At 65.2% G+C, this 16,021-nt stretch carries 19 protein-coding genes; 10 read left to right on the top strand and 9 right to left on the bottom strand.

The window, feature by feature from the left end:
• Positions 1 to 81 precede the first annotated feature (81 nt).
• Entirely contained in the window at positions 82 to 1,056 is a 975-nt protein-coding gene (locus Har1131_RS04760; RefSeq protein WP_151103802.1) for a hypothetical protein, read from the top strand.
• Positions 1,057 to 1,098: 42 nt separating this feature from the next.
• Here the strand turns inward: Har1131_RS04760 and Har1131_RS04755 are convergent, their stop codons facing one another.
• Positions 1,099 to 1,485, bottom strand: a complete 387-nt coding sequence (locus Har1131_RS04755) for a hypothetical protein (RefSeq protein WP_050007253.1) — start codon at positions 1,483 to 1,485, stop codon at positions 1,099 to 1,101.
• A 199-nt stretch (positions 1,486 to 1,684) separates the two neighbouring features.
• Here Har1131_RS04755 and Har1131_RS04750 point away from each other — a divergent pair, with 199 nt between their 5' ends.
• Positions 1,685 to 2,767 carry a geranylgeranyl reductase family protein gene (locus Har1131_RS04750; RefSeq protein WP_050037066.1) on the top strand — a complete coding sequence of 361 codons (1,083 nt, stop codon included), beginning with the start codon at positions 1,685 to 1,687 and terminating at the stop codon, positions 2,765 to 2,767.
• 64 nt (positions 2,768 to 2,831) lie between these two features.
• Complete coding sequence (locus Har1131_RS04745) at positions 2,832 to 3,836, top strand: AI-2E family transporter (RefSeq protein WP_014041283.1); 1,005 nt, start codon at positions 2,832 to 2,834, stop codon at positions 3,834 to 3,836.
• Positions 3,837 to 3,856: 20 nt separating this feature from the next.
• On the opposite strand, the gene Har1131_RS04740 is transcribed toward Har1131_RS04745, so the two are convergent.
• Complete coding sequence (locus tag Har1131_RS04740) at positions 3,857 to 4,657, bottom strand: sulfurtransferase (protein WP_014041284.1); 801 nt, start codon at positions 4,655 to 4,657, stop codon at positions 3,857 to 3,859.
• Between the two features lie 263 nt (positions 4,658 to 4,920).
• Between Har1131_RS04740 and Har1131_RS04735 the strand changes: the two genes are divergently transcribed.
• The 3 genes from Har1131_RS04735 (at position 4,921) to Har1131_RS04725 (ending at position 7,883) form a co-directional block, all read left to right on the top strand.
• Positions 4,921 to 5,781 (top strand): sulfurtransferase, encoded by an 861-nt coding sequence (locus tag Har1131_RS04735; protein WP_014041285.1) that lies wholly within the window; start codon positions 4,921 to 4,923, stop codon positions 5,779 to 5,781.
• Between the two features lie 147 nt (positions 5,782 to 5,928).
• Positions 5,929 to 6,234 carry a hypothetical protein gene (locus tag Har1131_RS04730; RefSeq protein WP_008307932.1) on the top strand — a complete coding sequence of 102 codons (306 nt, stop codon included), beginning with the start codon at positions 5,929 to 5,931 and terminating at the stop codon, positions 6,232 to 6,234.
• Positions 6,235 to 6,647: 413 nt separating this feature from the next.
• Positions 6,648 to 7,883: an MBL fold metallo-hydrolase gene (locus Har1131_RS04725; RefSeq protein WP_129755600.1), complete on the top strand. Its 1,236-nt coding sequence runs from the start codon at positions 6,648 to 6,650 to the stop codon at positions 7,881 to 7,883.
• A gap of 28 nt (positions 7,884 to 7,911) precedes the next feature.
• On the opposite strand, the gene Har1131_RS04720 is transcribed toward Har1131_RS04725, so the two are convergent.
• Positions 7,912 to 8,091: a ribbon-helix-helix protein, CopG family gene (locus tag Har1131_RS04720; RefSeq protein WP_050037068.1), complete on the bottom strand. Its 180-nt coding sequence runs from the start codon at positions 8,089 to 8,091 to the stop codon at positions 7,912 to 7,914.
• Between the two features lie 154 nt (positions 8,092 to 8,245).
• On the opposite strand from Har1131_RS04720, the gene Har1131_RS04715 reads away from it, so the two are divergent.
• Positions 8,246 to 9,478 carry a DUF2238 domain-containing protein gene (locus Har1131_RS04715; RefSeq protein WP_151145276.1) on the top strand — a complete coding sequence of 411 codons (1,233 nt, stop codon included), beginning with the start codon at positions 8,246 to 8,248 and terminating at the stop codon, positions 9,476 to 9,478.
• Positions 9,479 to 9,535: 57 nt separating this feature from the next.
• Entirely contained in the window at positions 9,536 to 9,838 is a 303-nt protein-coding gene (locus Har1131_RS04710; protein ID WP_014041290.1) for a cupin domain-containing protein, read from the top strand.
• Positions 9,839 to 9,843: 5 nt separating this feature from the next.
• On the opposite strand, the gene Har1131_RS04705 is transcribed toward Har1131_RS04710, so the two are convergent.
• The 3 genes from Har1131_RS04705 to Har1131_RS04695 form a co-directional block, all read right to left on the bottom strand.
• Entirely contained in the window at positions 9,844 to 10,629 is a 786-nt protein-coding gene (locus tag Har1131_RS04705; RefSeq protein WP_151145273.1) for a hypothetical protein, read from the bottom strand.
• A gap of 39 nt (positions 10,630 to 10,668) precedes the next feature.
• Positions 10,669 to 11,745 carry a hemolysin family protein gene (locus Har1131_RS04700; RefSeq protein ID WP_151145270.1) on the bottom strand — a complete coding sequence of 359 codons (1,077 nt, stop codon included), beginning with the start codon at positions 11,743 to 11,745 and terminating at the stop codon, positions 10,669 to 10,671.
• A gap of 83 nt (positions 11,746 to 11,828) precedes the next feature.
• Complete coding sequence (locus Har1131_RS04695; RefSeq protein WP_151145267.1) at positions 11,829 to 12,770, bottom strand: oxidoreductase; 942 nt, start codon at positions 12,768 to 12,770, stop codon at positions 11,829 to 11,831.
• Between the two features lie 86 nt (positions 12,771 to 12,856).
• Here Har1131_RS04695 and Har1131_RS04690 point away from each other — a divergent pair, with 86 nt between their 5' ends.
• Both Har1131_RS04690 and Har1131_RS04685 read left to right on the top strand, forming a co-directional pair.
• Positions 12,857 to 13,111: a glutaredoxin family protein gene (locus Har1131_RS04690; RefSeq protein ID WP_151145264.1), complete on the top strand. Its 255-nt coding sequence runs from the start codon at positions 12,857 to 12,859 to the stop codon at positions 13,109 to 13,111.
• Positions 13,112 to 13,217: 106 nt separating this feature from the next.
• A complete protein-coding gene (locus tag Har1131_RS04685; RefSeq protein WP_044952033.1) occupies positions 13,218 to 13,514 on the top strand; it encodes a hypothetical protein in 297 nt (98 codons plus the stop codon).
• 84 nt (positions 13,515 to 13,598) lie between these two features.
• On the opposite strand, the gene thiE is transcribed toward Har1131_RS04685, so the two are convergent.
• From thiE to phoU, 3 genes are read right to left on the bottom strand one after another with little or no spacing between them, the layout of a single operon-like run.
• Positions 13,599 to 14,234 carry a thiamine phosphate synthase gene (gene thiE / locus Har1131_RS04680; protein ID WP_014041296.1) on the bottom strand — a complete coding sequence of 212 codons (636 nt, stop codon included), beginning with the start codon at positions 14,232 to 14,234 and terminating at the stop codon, positions 13,599 to 13,601.
• A gap of 42 nt (positions 14,235 to 14,276) precedes the next feature.
• The gene (locus tag Har1131_RS04675) at positions 14,277 to 15,338 is read right to left on the bottom strand and encodes a phosphate uptake regulator PhoU (protein WP_050037073.1); all 1,062 of its coding nucleotides are present in this window, start codon (positions 15,336 to 15,338) and stop codon (positions 14,277 to 14,279) included.
• A gap of 2 nt (positions 15,339 to 15,340) precedes the next feature.
• Entirely contained in the window at positions 15,341 to 16,018 is a 678-nt protein-coding gene (gene phoU, locus Har1131_RS04670) for a phosphate signaling complex protein PhoU (protein WP_050037074.1), read from the bottom strand.
• Between the last annotated feature and the right edge of the window lie 3 nt (positions 16,019 to 16,021).

Raw genomic sequence — 16,021 nt, 5'->3', positions numbered from 1 at the left:
CGCTGTACGTCTTCGCGTTGACGCGGTCGGTCAGTCGCTGACACCGCCAGTGTTCTTGGCTCGGGCGTCGTACAGTCGGCCATGCACACCGCCTACGCCGCGCTCGGTGACCGTATCCTCGTCGGCGACGGCCACAGCGGCTGGGACGACGGCCTCATCGGTCACGACATCGAGTGCGTCGCTGCAGGAGCGGCGGAACCGGACCGTGCCTTCGTGGGCACCGTAGACGCTGGTCTCCAGCGGACGACCGATGGCGGAGCGACGTGGGAGTCGGCCCTTGACGCCGGGGACCGCGTGACGAGCGTCACAGTCAGCCCACACGATGCCGACGTGGTGTGGGCCGGAACGGAGCCGAGCGCGGTCTATCAGTCGACCGACGGTGGAGAGACGTGGACTGAGAAACCCGGGCTGACGGAACTGGACTCGGCTTCGCGGTGGTCGTTCCCGCCGCGGCCCGACACCCACCATGTCCGGTGGATCGCCCTCGCACCGGACGACCCGGAACAGGTGTACGCCGCCATCGAGGCCGGCGCGTTCGTCCGCAGTCCCGACGGCGGCGGGAGGTGGGTCAACCACCCCGAGGGCGCGCGGCGGGACAACCACACGCTGGCGACTCATCCCGATGCCCCGGACCGGGTGTACACCGCCGCCGGCGACGGCTTCGCGCTGTCGACGGACCGCGGGACGACGTGGACGCACCCACAGGAGGGGCTGGGCCATCGGTACGTGTGGGGGCTGGCCGTCCATCCTGACGATCCGGACTGCATCGTCGTCTCGGCCGCCAGCGGCCCCCGGTCGGCCCACAGCACCAGCGGCGAGAGCTACGTCTACCGGTGGGACGGCGACCGGTGGAGACAGTCGATGGACGGCCTGCCGGGACCGGAAGGGCTGGCCCGGCCGGTCCTCGCTGCCGACCCGGACGGCGGCTTCCTCGCGCTGACGAACCACGGCCTGTTCCAGTCAAAGCGCGGGGAGACGTGGACTCGGGAGGGTCCCGACGGCGTGGGCTGGCCGGTCGAGTACGACCAGGTCCCGAGCGGACTGGCCGTCGTGTGAGGGGCGGCCGAGCAAGTGGTCGGCATCAGAGTCCGTCCGCAGCTACGCCAGTCGGACCAAAACGGCACCGAGACCACTCGTCACGGCCGTCGCAACGGTCGCAAGCAGGAGAATCTTCGCCGCTTTTCGCCGGTCGGCGCGAACAGCCTCGCTTGCGTCGACGCGCCCGCTTTCCCCGCCCGACCCGGAGAGGTCGTAGCGGGCGAGTGCCCCGAAGGCGACGCAGAACCGGAAGTAATCCTGCAGCGCGCCGACGTACCCGCCGAAAACGAAGGGGACGGTCGCCCACAGCGACAGGTCGGGTATCGCGCCGAGGGTGGCGGCGAGGGCGATACCGATGGCGACTGCAAACGAAGCAATGGCCGACAGTCGGCGGGCACGGCGCTGGTTCGCCCCGATGTTGCAGACGCCGGGCTGGTACTCTGCCATGGGCGGTGACAGGGGCTACACCGACAAATACGCCCTGCTTCGGCTGGTGACGCGACGGCCGTTTCGGCGGTTGGCCGAGCAACAGGCCCATTCTCGGGTCCCTGCGACGGATAGCTAACCCAGCGGTCGTCCCGAAAACAGGTACAACAGTCCGTCTGAATCGAGAAGCTATTTGGTTCGTGACACCGAGAGAACGTGTATGCACGATGTTGTGGTGGTCGGCGCGGGTCCGGCTGGGTCCCGGTACGCGCGTCAGGCGGCGAGCCGGGGGCTCGACGTGGTGGTGTTCGAACAGGGGGAGATCGGCAAGCCGCTGGCCTGCTCGGGCCATGTGAGTACAGATATCTGGGAGTTCACCGAGGACGCCCGCGACGAACTGTTCCAAAACGAGATCTCCGGCGCGCGGTTCCACACCGGCGGCCCCGGGAGCCAAGACCACCCATTCTACAAGGATGAGGTCATCTCGAACGTCATCGACCGCGTCGGCCTGGACAAGCACCTCGCAGGGTTGGCCCGCGACGCCGGTGCGGACGTTCGAGAAGCACACTCCGTCGTCGGGGTCACCGAGGACAGGGACAGCGTTACCGTGGAGGTCCGCGGCGACGACGGCGTCGAGGCGCACCGAGCGAAAATGGTTGCCGGCTGTGACGGCCCGAAGAGCCGCGTCCGGCGGGAACTGGACCTGCCGGAGCCCGACGAACTGCTGCACGGCGTGCTCGGGTTCAGCGACGAGGTGGACCACACCGACTTCGTCGACGTTCACCTCACAGTCCCGCGCTTTTTCGCCTGGCGCATCCCGCGGGGCGAGGCCGGCGTCGAGTACGGGCTGGCTGTGCCGCCGGGCGACGACGCCCGCGGGCGCTTCGAGGAATTCGTCGACGGCTACGGCGTCGAAACCGACCACCGCTGTTCCGGACTTATCCCCATCGGCCCGCCGAAGCGGGTCACCGGCCGGCGGTCGTTCCTCGTCGGCGACGCCGCCGCCCAGACCAAACCCTTCACCGGCGGCGGTATCCGCTACGGCATGACCGCGGCCGACCACGCGGCCCGGGAAATCGACTCGGAGGACCCGGCGACGCTGGGCGAGTACGAGCGTGCGTGGCGCGACGACCTCCGGCAGGAAATCCGTCTGGGCCACGCGGTCCGGGCGGGCTACTCCGCGCCGGAGCCGATACAGAAAGCCGGGATGAAGGCCTTCGAGGGCGAGATCGGCGTCCACATGGACCGGCCGACGACGCTGTTCTCACGGGAGCAGTTGGCGGCGCTGTTCTCCCGGTCCTGACGGACCTGTTACTCGACTGGTGTGTGCAGATAACGTTTTTACCGACCAATATAAAAGGACGGGCGTGGTAACACGCCGACGAACCTACGTCCTCGCGGGCCTGCTCGTTCTCACCGGCTGTCTGACGACAGTCCTGCTCGCGCGAGTGCTATCGACGATATTCTTCGCAATCACAGTCGCATACGTCCTGTTCCCCGTCTCGAAGTGGCTCGGGCGCCACGGGCTCAACAAGCGACTGTCGGCGGCCGTGACGACTGGTATCGCCTTCGTCAGCGGCACACTCATCGTCGTCCCGCTCGGGGCCGTGCTGTATCTCCGCCGTCGTGACCTGTTTTCGTTCTTCCAGCAACTCCCACCGATGGTGACCATCGATGTCGGCGGGTTTAGCTACCCGGTCGAGATCGCGCCGACGTTGCTATCAGCGCGACGGATACTCACGGATTTCGCAGTCGACCTCGCGGCAGAATCGCCCGTCCTGGCGCTGAAAGCCGTCCTGTTTACGATTCTCGTCTACGCGATGCTGTGGCGGCCACAGGCGCCCAAAAAGGCCGCCTATCGGACGGTGCCGGCGTCGTATCACGAGGTCGTCAACCGACTCCATCAGCGACTCCGGGGGACGCTGTACGCGATTTACGTTCTCCAGGCGGCGACGGCGTTCGGGACCTTCGTCGTGGCGTGGGTCGTGTTCTGGCTGCTGGGCTATCAGGGCGCGTTCGCACTGGCGGTGGTCGCCGGCATCCTGCAGTTCGTCCCCGTCATCGGCCCCAGCGTCGTCGTCCTTACCATCGCTGTCGCGGACCTCATCAATGGAAACATCACCGGTGCGATACTGGTGACCGTGTTCGGCCTCGTCTTCGTCGGCTTCCTCCCCGACGCAGTCATCAGGCCGAAACTCGCCCGCTACACGACCGGCCTCCCGGCCAGCCTCTACTTCGTCGGGTTCACCGGCGGCGTGCTGACGCTGGGCGTCATCGGCTTTATCGCCGGGCCAGTCGTCATCGCGCTGTTGGTCGAACTGTCGTCGCTGTTGACGAACGAGCGGCAGGGAGACCAGCAGCAACTGAGCTGAGCCAGCAGTCGGTATAACAGTTAGTTCGTCTCCAGCGGCCGCCCCTGTGCCTCCCATTCGGTCAGGCTCCCTTCGTAGAAATCCACCTGCTCGAAGCCGAGATGCCGGAGAACGACGTACGTGTGGCTGATTCGCCGAGCGGTGTTACAGTAGAGGACGATACGTTTCTCGGGGACGATACCTGCACGTTCGAGAACAGATCGCGCTTCGTCTTGCGGAAGCAGTCCCCGCGTCTCGTCGTCGACGAGGGCCCGCCAGTCCAGCAGGACCGCACCCGGGATGTGGCCCTCGTCGTACTCCCCGTCCTCGCGTGTGTCGACCAGCACCGCGTCAGGGTCGTCCGCGGCGTCAGCGACCGCGTCCGGACCGACCAGCGGCGTCGCGTCGGGACGAGTCAGCTCGTAGTCGGTCGGCTCGACAGCCGGCGTCTCGCTCGACGTTTCCCGTTCGAGTTGCCAACTGGAGAAGTCGCCGTCGAGGAGATGGAGCCGGGCGGGGTCGTGGCCGAACAGTTCTGCGGTGACCAGAAACCGCGCGGCGAAGACGCCGTGGTGGTCGTCGTACGCGACGATGTCGCTCTCCGGGGAGACGCCGGCCTCCGAGAGCAACTGTGCCCAGTCGTCCTCGTCGGGGAGCATCCCTTCGCCAGCGTCGGCGTCGGACTCCGTGCCGTGTTCGTCTGCCCGGAACGAATCGAAGGGCACGCTCACCGCATTCGGGAGGTGGCCGAGGCCGTCGTATTCCCAGGCGTCGCGCACGTCGACGATTCGGATACCCTCGCCCTGGCTCGCCACCCACTCCGCAGAGACGAAATCAGTCATTGTCGTGGCGTTACCGCTCTGTCCGCTTGAAAACTCCCATCGCAGTCGGTCGAAGGTGGTTGCAAATATTGCTCGTTCTCACGGGAGAACAGAGCGAGCCGTCCCGGACATGGTACTCCATGGCCCTTATTCCCTCCACCGCTGGAACGCCGTCTTTCGGCACCTCCAAATAGGGGTAATATATGCCGCCAGGGTGGATGAGTGGCCGAACATGCCGAAAGTCGTGGTAATATATGTCTGGTAGACTTACGCTTCGACGCACTATGACTGACTACGCTAACGACGTGCTCGTCTCGGCCGACTGGGTCAGCGAGCATCTGGACGAGTTCCAGAGCGACGACCCCGCCCACCGACTGGTAGAGGTGGACGTCGACACGGAACTGTACGACGAGAGCCACGCGCCCGGCGCAATCGGCTTCAACTGGGAGACGGACCTCCAGGACCAGACCACGCGGGACATCCTCGACAAGGACGACTTCGAGGACCTGCTCGGTGCCCACGGCATCAGCGAGGACTCGACGGTTGTGCTCTACGGTGACAACTCCAACTGGTTCGCCGCCTACACATACTGGCAGTTCAAGTACTACGGTCACGACGACGTGAAGCTCCTCGACGGCGGTCGCGAGTACTGGGTCGAGAACGACTACGAACTCACCGACGAAGTGCCCGAGTTCTCCGAAGTCGACTACGAGGCCGCCGGTCCGCGCGAGTCCATCCGCGCCTACCGAGAGGACGTCGAGAACGCCATCGAGCGTGAACTGCCGCTCGTCGACGTTCGCTCGCCCGAAGAGTTCTCCGGCGAAATCCTCGCACCCCCTGGACTCCAGGAGACCGCCCAGCGCGGCGGCCACGTACCCGGTGCCCAGAACATCTCCTGGGCGGCCGTCACCAACGACGACGGCACCTTCAAGGACTACGACGAGCTCGAAGAACTCTACGCCGAGTACGGCATCGACGGCGACTCCACGACGGTCGCCTACTGCCGCATCGGTGAGCGCTCCTCCGTCGCCTGGTTCGCCCTGCACGAACTGCTGGGCTACGACGACACCATCAACTACGACGGCTCCTGGACCGAATGGGGCAATCTGGTTGGTGCGCCTATCGAGAAGGGCGAGGCCGAGTAAGCGACAGCGCAAAATCGGAGACCGACTTTCGAATTTTTGTAGCGTTGTTCGGAGCCGGTAGCGTCGCCGAGACGGTGGCGGCCGTTCCGAACGGCTATCTCCCGACGCCGAAATACAGCAGTGTGCCCAACCGTACATTCAAGTCAGATGCGGGTCGTACACCCGAATGTGGACCGAAAGGAACTCGAACGGGAACTCCGCGACGCCTTCGACGCCGACCCCGATATCGTCACGGTCGTGGCCAGACAGGCGCGGGACCTCTCGGAATCGGACCAGTTCGTGACCGACTTCGGGGCGGAGCTGACGGTGGGGGATGTCGTCGACAACCTCGCGGACGCGCCCGAGGACTATCAACTCGCCGAGCGGTGGAACTGGTGGCTGGGTGCGCTTGACCTCTCACACGGCGGCTACGCGCGGTTCAGCGTGCGACAGGACATCGACAAGACGTCCTGATCTGTCGCTGTCGGTGTTTCTGCGTGGATGGGAAAAACGGCGCGACGCCAGTCAGTGTACGCTAAGCCCGTGTGCCTCTCGTGCGTGTTCGAGGAGTTCCTCCGTCGTGTCGAACTCCTCACCGCAACTGCACGTGTGGTACGTCGTCGGGGGTTGCTGGCGTGTCGCCATGACAACTGAACAATGAGCCCCGAGTATAATAATTGTTTATGCTAGCGTGATAACACTGCCCAGCAGACGTGTTATCTTTACACAATACCACAACCGGAAAGACTCCCTTGACAGTTCATAGCCCCTAAGAACCCGGATATCGTCGTGTTCCGGTTCATAGATATTCCGCCTTCCCGGCGGTTGATGGCACGATTCGGTCAGAACCGACGAACGGAAACGGGCGCGACGCTTCCGTCGGTATAATGGATGTGCAGTTTCTCGGCGGGGCGGGTGAGATCGGCCGGAGCGCCGTCCTCATCGACGAGTCGCTGCTGCTGGATTTCGGAATGTTGACCGACTCACCGCCACGGTTTCCGGTGCGGACGCCGTCGCCGGACGCCGTCGTCGTCTCGCACGGCCACCTCGACCACGTCGGGACCATCCCGGCGCTGGTGTCGGGCGACGCGCGGCCGCCGATTCACTGGACGCCGCCGACGTACGAACTGGCGATGACGCTCGCACGGGACACGCTCAAACTCCACGGTGGAACGGTCAACTGCCCATTCACCGAGACCAACGTCAGACGGGTCACGCAGGTGTCGGAAACCCACGGCTACCGCGAGTCGTTCGAGGCCGCCGGCTACGAGGTCACGTTCTACAACGCCGGCCACATTCCGGGGAGCGCGCACATCCTCGTGGACGATGGCGACACCCGGTTGCTGTACTCCGGCGATTTCCATACCGATGACCAGCGTCTCGTCTCGGGGACGTCGGCCCGTCCGGCCGCTGACGCGGTCATCTGTGAGAGTACCTACGCCGATGTCGACCACGAACCCAGAAAGACAGTCGAGGAGCGATTCGTCGAGAGCGTCGAAACGACGCTCTGGGAGGGCGGCACCGTGGTCGTGCCCGCCTTCGCCATCGGTCGAACGCAGGAGATGCTGCTCATCTGCGAAGCGCACGACATCCCCTGCTACGTCGACGGGATGGGGAAGCAAGTGACCGAGATGCTCGGGCAGTACCCCGAGTATGTCCGCGATTCGGACGCGCTCCAGCGGGCGAAATCCCACGCGCGGTTCGTCACTGGCAAGGATGGCCAGCGCAAGCGTATCACCGACCAGAAGGCGGCAATCGTCACCACCAGCGGGATGCTCTCCGGCGGCCCGGCGATGACGTACATCCCCGAAATCCGCGGGAATCCGATGAACAAGATCACCATGACCGGGTATCAGGTCGAGGGGACGCCGGGCCGAGACCTCATAGAGACCGGCAGCGCCGAGATAGACGGTCGGATTATGCCGGTCAGCGCGCGCGTCGAGCAGTACGACTTTTCGGCACACGCCGACCGCGACGGGTTGTTTGCGTACCTCGACAGCTACCGTGACACGCCGGTACTCGTGAACCACGGCGACCGCTGTGAGGCTTTCGCAGCCACGCTCCGGCAGGACGGCTATGACGCGACAGCGCCCGAGCTAGGCGCGACCGTCGATATCCAGTAGGCGGTTACGCAGGCGACCTCGGCCACGTTCAGTCACTCTCGTCTGCGTCTCCGGTGGCACGCTGCTTCAACCACTCGTCGAGCAGGTCGCGGATTGCGGCGTCCCGGTTGTCGCGGTGGTCGGCGAACGCCTTGTCGTCAATCGCGTCGAGCAACTCCTCGTCCAGTTCGACCTCAATCGATTCGAGGTCCAGAAACGCTTCGTCCATTGATTACGGGGAGTTGGACGGCCAGAGAAATATATCCTCGTCAGACAACCGTCGGTCAGTCGCGTGACAGCGGCCGCGAAGGCGGAGAGTTCCAGAAGGGTGTCAGGAGACCGCCATGCTTTGATTACGACTCGCGTCGTATCCACAGTCAGTGATGGGCTCGCTACAGTCTCTCATCGGCCCCCACCGGCTCGACGCGCTCGGCGCGTGGGCGGTAACGGGAATTCTCGTGGGTGGCGTCGGACGGTTCGCGGCCGGTGGCGAATTCGATTGGGCAGTGCTCACGGCACTCCTCGTGGCTATCGCGGTCACAGTTCCGTTCGCCACGCGGGACCTCGAAACGACGGTGCCCGCGGAGTTGCTCGGACTGGTCGCGGTGCCGGTACTCGTCCGGGCGTTCGGCGGCTTCCCGCAGGTCACGCCGTTCCTCGTGGTCGCCGGGGTCGCGCTGTTGCTGGCCGTCGTGCTCGATGCGGGCACCTCACTGACGATGACGCCGCGGTTCGCGACGGTGTTCGTCGTCATCGTGACGATGGCCGTCGCCGGCGTCTGGGCGGTCGGTATCTACGCGACCGACACGCTACTGGGAACCACGTTTCTCGATGGACAGACAGAGTTGATGTGGGATCTCGTCACTGCGGCGGGTGCCGGTGTCGTCGCCGGCGTCGTGTTCGAACTGTACTTCGAGCGGTCAGCACGCATCGCTCGACTGCGCGTCTCGGACCCGGATCCCCCGGAAGGTGACCAGTCGGAAGCGTCCCTTCCTGGAAACGGCACGCACCACCGCATCGCTGTCCGGACGCTACAGGCGCTCCTCGGTCTGATATCCGCATTCGCACTCGTTCGTGGCAACGTGACGCTGTTCGTCAACAGCGGCGGCCCACTGGCGATAACGTTCCTGCCGGCGCTGTTCCGCCGGGAGTACGGCTACGCGATGGACACCGGCCTCGTCCTGTGGATCACAGTGGCGTCGACGCTGCACGCGGCCGGCGCGTTCGAACTGTACGGAGCGTTTGGCTGGTACGACAGTCTGGCCCACGCCGTCTCGGCATCGCTCGTGGCCGGCGTGGGATACGCGGTCGCACGAGCAGTCGAACGCCACTCCGGTGCGGTTGCTTTCAACAGGAAGTTCCGCGCGACCTTCGTCGTTCTGTTCGTCCTCGCGGTGGGCGTCGGCTGGGAGATCCTGGAATTTGCCAGCGGCGGCATCGCGTCGATTATCGGCGGCGAGGCGGTCCTCGCCCAGTACGGGACGAGCGACATCGTGAACGACCTCGTGTTCAATACGGTCGGCGCACTCGTCGTCGCGGGCTGGAGCACCGCCCATTTCGAGGGTCTCGCAACCCGACTCACCGGGCGGGTCGGGCGGCTCACAAGCGGTGAGTGAGTCCCTGACGTCCTCTGTTCCCGAAAGCGGCTCTACGGTGCAGACGGACCGAAACGTATGGAGCAGGCACATCTCGATTTCGACCGCTACTTCGAGGTCGCAATGGAGACCGACGAGGCACAGGCCGCGGAGATGACTGTCGAGCCGGGTCGGTCCGTCGGCGGCCCGGAAAACTATCACGAGCACAGCGACCAGTGGCTGTTCGTGGTCAGCGGTACCGGCGTCGTCACCATCGACGACGACGCCCACCGGGTCGACGCCAGCGACCTCGTCCGCATCGAGGCCGGCGAACGCCACGGTCTCGAAAACGACGGGGACGAGCCACTGGAGACGGTCAACTTCTACACGCCGCCGCGATAGCCGTCTCAGGACTCGGTGTCGTCGACCGGAGACAGTTCGTAGCAGGTGCCGTCCCGAAGGACGAAGGGCACGTCCGATGCGATAAGCGCGCGGGCTGCCTCACCAGTGATAGTCGCCGCCTCATCCGGCCGGAGGGCCGTGTCGAGCGCCTCAGCCTGCGCGTCGGCGAGCGACAGCGGTTCGAGCGTTACACACCGGGCGCCGTCCGTCGCCTCAACTGCATACGTGACTTCAGCGGGCTTGTCGCCGTGGACCGCAAGCGAGAACACGTAGTACGAGCCGTTGTGGACGTACACCGAGCTGTTCGGGTCGAAGCCGCCCACATCGGAGTCGTAGCGGTGCTCGCCCGAGTCTATCGCGTCGATGACAGCGCGTCGGTCGCTGTCGGGGAGGTCGTCGACCCGTACCGTCGACTCGTTTCCGGGGTCGTCGACTTCGCTCACGCTGTATTTGTTGATGTAGCCGCCGAATCCGGTCGTTCGCTCCGCGACTGCGTACGTCTCGCCGTCGAACGCGAAACAGCCGAACTCGTGAAACACATGCGCCCACTCGTGGGCTGTCACGTCTGCCGAGGGGTCACGGATGGCTGTTTTGAGTGCATCGGTCGTCTCGGAAAAGACACCGACAGTCGCCGTTTCGGGCACTGCTGCGGCGTCGACCGGTGACAACACTACCGGGGTTGGCGTCGCTGTCGCCGTGGCTTCTTCCGTCGAGGAGTCGTCGCCGAGTCCGGAACAGTCGGTCACGAGCGTACAGGCGATGGTTCCAAGAACGGTCCTGCGGGAGGGCACAGTCGCCGATTTCTGGGCGACCGGTAAATGCTTTCAGCGTCAGGCGACGCCGGCCTCGGCGTCCATCGGGTCCTGAATGTCGCCGACGACCTCTTCGAGCAGGTCCGTGACCGTCACCAGCCCGATGACTTCGCCGTCCTCAAGGACGAACGCGAGTTCCTGGCGCTCGGCCTGGAACTGGTCGATGGCGTCGCTGACGGTCGTCTCCGGTGACATCGTCATCGGCGGCGAGGCGACGGCTTCGAGGTCGATGCCGTCCAGCAGACCGCCCGACCCGTCCTGCTCCTCGCGCTCGTCGACGAGCGCGGGGATGTAGACGATGCCGAGGAAGTCTTCGAGCGTCTCGCCGACGAGCGGGTAGCGGGTGTGGGGCGTCTCGGCGATCCGCTCGGCGTTGGTCGCGTCGTCGTCGGTGGGCGACAGCGCAACGATATCCCCCCGCGGAACCATCACCTCGCTGACTTCGCGGTCGCCGACGCGGAACGCGGAGAGAACCTCCTCGCGCCGCTCGTCGGGTACGTCGCCGCGGTCGAGGACGGAGCTGAGTTCGTTGCGTAGTTCGGCGCGGGACTCGATGCTCTCGACCTCGGCTTCGAGCCACGCGCCGGACATCTCGACGCCGAACAGTCCCAGCGTCCACTTGGCGACCCCGTCACCGACCGAAATAATCGGCGAGATGAGTCTGGCAAAGTAGTACAGCGGGGTCGCACCGTACCGGCAGACGAACTTCGCGCGCTCGACGCCGAGATACGTCGGCGTCTGCTCGCCGTGGGTCAGGTGGACGAGGTTGATGAGGAGGAACGCGATAGCGCCGCCGATGCCGACTCCGGCCAGTGCCGATGTCTCGAAGTACGGCTCGAAGATGGCCGCGAGCGCCGGTTCGGCGATGATACCGACGGCGATACTGGAGGCGGTGATGCCGACCTGACAGCTCGTCAGATAGATCTCGAGGTCGTCGGTCATCTCCCAGGCACGCCGGAGGCCGGGTTCGTCGAACTCGGACTCGTCGTACTGTCTGGCCCGCGTCAGTGCGAACTCGATGGCGACGAAAAAGCCGTTGGCGAGAATCAGGGCGATTCCTGCAAGCAGCCTGACCGCGACTTCGACTGGTTGCATGTGCCGGCGGGGTTCACGTTCCGGCGGTGAAAAAGTGGGGATTGCAGTCTCCACTCACGCCGCGGCAGCACCGTCGGCTGTTCTCAGACACTTTCGAAGTCGTACTCGACGCCAGTGAGGTCGGTCGAGACCGCCCAGAGCCGCTCGGCGGTCTCCTCGTCGCGCGAGGCCGCGTTCGACTGCTGGAACTCTGGCGCGCCGCGCATATCGAACAGCCCGCCGGGACCGACGTACTCGCCGCCGATGACGTCGTCGGCGGTGGCGGCGTACAGCATCGGGAGCGCGCCCTGTTCGGCAGATTGCGCGAAAACGGCGTTGGCGACGCCCATGGCCGCGGTTCGCAGCGTCGACCCCATCTCCCGCGGCCCGCGGAACTGGAGGTCGGTGTCGGCGTAGCCGGGGTGGCAGGCGACGCTTATCACGTCGTCCCAGCCGTGGTTGCCCAGACGACGCTGGAGTTCGTAGGCGAAGAGGAGGTTTGCGAGCTTGCTCTGGCCGTAGGCTGACCACTTCCCGTAGGAGCGCTCGCGCTGGAGGTCGTCGAAGTCGATTTCGCCCATCTCGTGGGCGCCACTCGACTGCGTGACGATCCGGGATTCGCCGTCGGCGGCCCGGAGCAGGTCGAGCAGGTGTCCGGTCAGGGCGAAATGGCCCAGGTGGTTGACGCCGAACTGCGTCTCGAAGCCATCGGCCGTCTCGCTCCGGGGAATCGCCATGACACCGGCGTTGTTACAGAGAATGTCGACGGCGTCGTAGTCGTCCCGGAGGCCGTCGGCGAACGCCGCGACGTTCGACAGGTCGGCCAGGTCGCACTCCCGGACGTCGAGCGTCGCGTTCGGAACGGCTTCGCGAATTTCCGTGGCGGCCGATTCACCGCGTTCGACGCTCCGGCAGGCCATCACCACCGTTGCACCCCTGCGAGCGAACGCCTTCGAGCCTTCGAGTCCCAGTCCGCTGTTCGCACCAGTCACGACCACAGTTCGGCCCCTCAGCGGGGGCATGTCTTCGATAGTCCAGCCAGTCATTGACGGAGTTACGGGCGCGAGACACTGAAACCCATCGCCGGTGGGAGAGTGAGAGTCTTATGCCGTGGCCCCCCGTGTTTCCAGTAATGAGCGACGTGTCGGTCACCGTCTACACGCGGGAGGACTGTCATCTCTGTGAAGAAGCCATCGAGACAATCGAGCGGGTCGCCGACGACGAGGGGGTCGCCATCGAACTGGACCTCATCGACGTCGACGAGGACCCCGACCTCCGCGACGAGTACGGCGAGCGCGTTCCATACGTCTTCGTCGACGGGTCGCCGGCGTTCAAGTACCACGTCGTCAAGGGAGAGTTGCGCGAGAAACTGCAGCAGTCGGCGTAACCGCAGGGCATCGGACCCACCAGAGCCGTTCGCTGTCGGGACCGGGTCGGCGCTATTGGGCAAGTACCAGTGCTGTTTATTATTTCTCGATGAGAATACGTCGGCGATGCCCTCCAGTATCAGCGAGAGAATCTTTACTGAGCCGTCCGGACGCCCCATTACACTCGTCCACGCTGCCGGTGCACTCATCTTCGCCGGCCTGTATCTCTACGGCTGGGTCGTCGAAGGAACCCCGGCTGCTTGGTTGCTCGCCATGGTAATCGGGACCGGATTAGCCGGCACTGCGGAAGCGCTTCCGAAGAGCCGACACCAAGCGGCCGGTATCCTCCGCTCCGTCGCGATTCTCGTGTTCCTCAGTCTCGTCGTTGCGTCCATCGTTGCACCCGAGTTCATCGTTGGCTGACCGCTGTACTGTGTCGGGAGTGTATCCTCCCCTTTCGCTGGGCCACTTCAGGAGTGTGCGCACAGTCGCCGACGGACGCCGGTGCTACTGACCGCGTTCGACCGCGTGTTTCAGCGCTTCAGCGGCCGCCGCCGGGTCGTCGGCCTGCGTAATTTCGGTGATAACAGCCACACCATCGGCCCCGGCTTCGACGACCTCGGTGGCGTTCTCGGTCGTGATTCCGCCGATACCGACGAAGGGAATGTCCACTGCGTCGGCGATGGCGGCGACGCGGTCGGTGCCGATGGCGTACTCGTCGTCGTCGATGTCGTCTTTCGATCCGGTGGCAAACACCGCGCCGACGCCGAGGTAGTCCGCGCCGGCGGCCGCGGCCGCTTCGGCGTCTGCGACAGTCGAAACGGAGCGGCCGATGAGCGCGTCCTCACCCAGAAGTTCCCGTGCAACGGGAACCGGAAGGTCGTCGTCGCCGAGGTGGACCCCGTCGGCGTCGAGGGCCTGTGCGATGTCCACGCGGTCGTTAACGACGAACGTGACGCCGGCCTCGCGGGTCAGCGCTCGCAGTTCCCGACCGAGTTCGTAGCGTTCGCGCGCGGTTCGGTCCTTCTCGCGGAGCTGGACGACGCCGACGCCGCCGTCAATCGCGTCCGCGACGATGTCGGCGGTTGTCCGGCCCGCCGAGAGCGACGCCTGCGTGACGAGGTACACGTCCCAGTCGACCATAGCGGGTCTCCGGACCGACGGGTCTTGTGTGCTGTGCGTTCGTCAGGACTCCGTTTCGGCTGTCGAACTCGGTGCGTTTGCCTCGTCAGTGCCGGCGTTGTCAGCCGTGAGCGCCCCGTCGCGGACGGCCATTCGGAGGCCGAACTCGGCGATGTTGCCGCCGTGTTCAGCCGTTCTGGAGAGACTATCGAGGGCGCGCGTGAGCCGGTAGTCGGCGTCGCCGGATTCGAACAGCTGTCGGTCGAGGTCGGTTATCCGCTGGCGGACGGCCCGGCGCGTGGCCAGCGTCTGTCGAGCGGTAGCGACGCAGGCGTCACCGATGATGACGCGGACAGCGTCTTCGACGACGGTTCGGACCTCCTGAGCGATACCTTCGAGGGCTGTGACGATGGTCCGCCCTGGCTGGCCGTCGAGCTGGTCGGCGACGGTCCCGATTCGCTCGGCGTGGTCGGCCACGCGTTCGAGTTCGTTGGCGGTCGCCCAGAGGCTGAACAGTTCGGGGCGGGTCAGCCCGAGCGCGTCGATCTCGTCGAGCCGTGCCAGTCCCCGCTCGAAGTAGCGGTCGATCATGGCGTGCAGCCGGTCGGCCTGCTCGTCTCGGTCGGCCCATCGGTCGCTGGTCGTCCCGGTCGTGAGCGCGGCCATCGCATCCCGGTGCATCGACAGGGCGACGAACTGGAGCTGGCGGACCGACTGCCTGACCGACACCTCGCCGGCGTCGAGCAACGTCTGGACCGTGACTTGTGTCTCGGTTTCCTCGGCGACGGTCACGCCGGTCAGGTTCCGAGTGACGCGTTCGATAGCCCGGAGTTGTTCGTCGGTGTAGCCATCAAGGACTTCGAGGACGACTGATTCGACGCCGGCGGCGTAGGCTGCCCGGAGTAACTGTTCTATCTCGGCCGGGTCGTCGGTCCCGGCTTCGAGTTCGACGCGGTTCCGCGCCGTCGTCTGGGACTCGGGGGTCTGAATCACCAGCAGGCCGTCGATGTGTGTGTGGAGGTTCACCGTCGTCCCGGCCGTGCAGTTCTCCGATTCGGCCCACTCTTTCGGCAGTGAAACGGTGTACGTGCCGCCACCGACGGTCTGTATCTTTCGTGTTTCCATGCTTAGTAGATGAGTTCCGAGTCGGTTTCGACCATATACAGCGTGCGTGCGGCGATGTTGACAGCGTGGTCGCCCACGCGTTCGAGGTCCCGCACGGTCAACAAGAGCCGAGAGACGTCGTCAAGGAGTTGTTCGACCGCCCAGCCGTCGTCACTGTCCGCCTCCCGTTCGATGAGGTCCCGTGCGACGGTCTCACTGGCCCGCTGACAGAGCGCATCGAGGGCGTCGTCGTCAGCCGCGATGGAACGACATTCGTCAATGTCTTCGCGTCTGTACGCGTCGATACTGCGCTCGACCATCTCGGTTGCCTCGCGGCCGATTGTGTCGACGTCGACTTCCGGGGCGAGACGGCGGTCGGCGGACTGCGCGTAGGCCGCGAGGTTCGTGGCGAGGTCCGCGACGCGTTCGAGGTCAGTGATTATCTTGAACGAGGCGGCGACAAAGCGGAGGTCGGTCGCGACCGGCTGCTGGAGGGCGAAGAGGTCGATACAGTCGGCTTCGAGTGCCAGATACAGGTCGTTTATTTCGTCGTCGCCATCGATGACCGACTGTGCCAGGTCCTCGTCGACGGACCGAAGCGCAGTGAGTGCGGCTTCGAGTCGCTCAACGACGAGGTCTCCCATCTCGACGACGTTCTCCCGGAGTTCGTCCAGTGCTTGCTGGTACGACTCTCGTGACATAGG

Source organism: Haloarcula sp. CBA1131 (assembly GCF_008728975.1).
In the GTDB taxonomy this organism is placed as follows: domain Archaea; phylum Halobacteriota; class Halobacteria; order Halobacteriales; family Haloarculaceae; genus Haloarcula; species Haloarcula hispanica.
The sequence above is the reverse complement of the archived record's forward strand: the minus strand, read 5'-3'. Positions and strand labels throughout refer to the sequence as shown.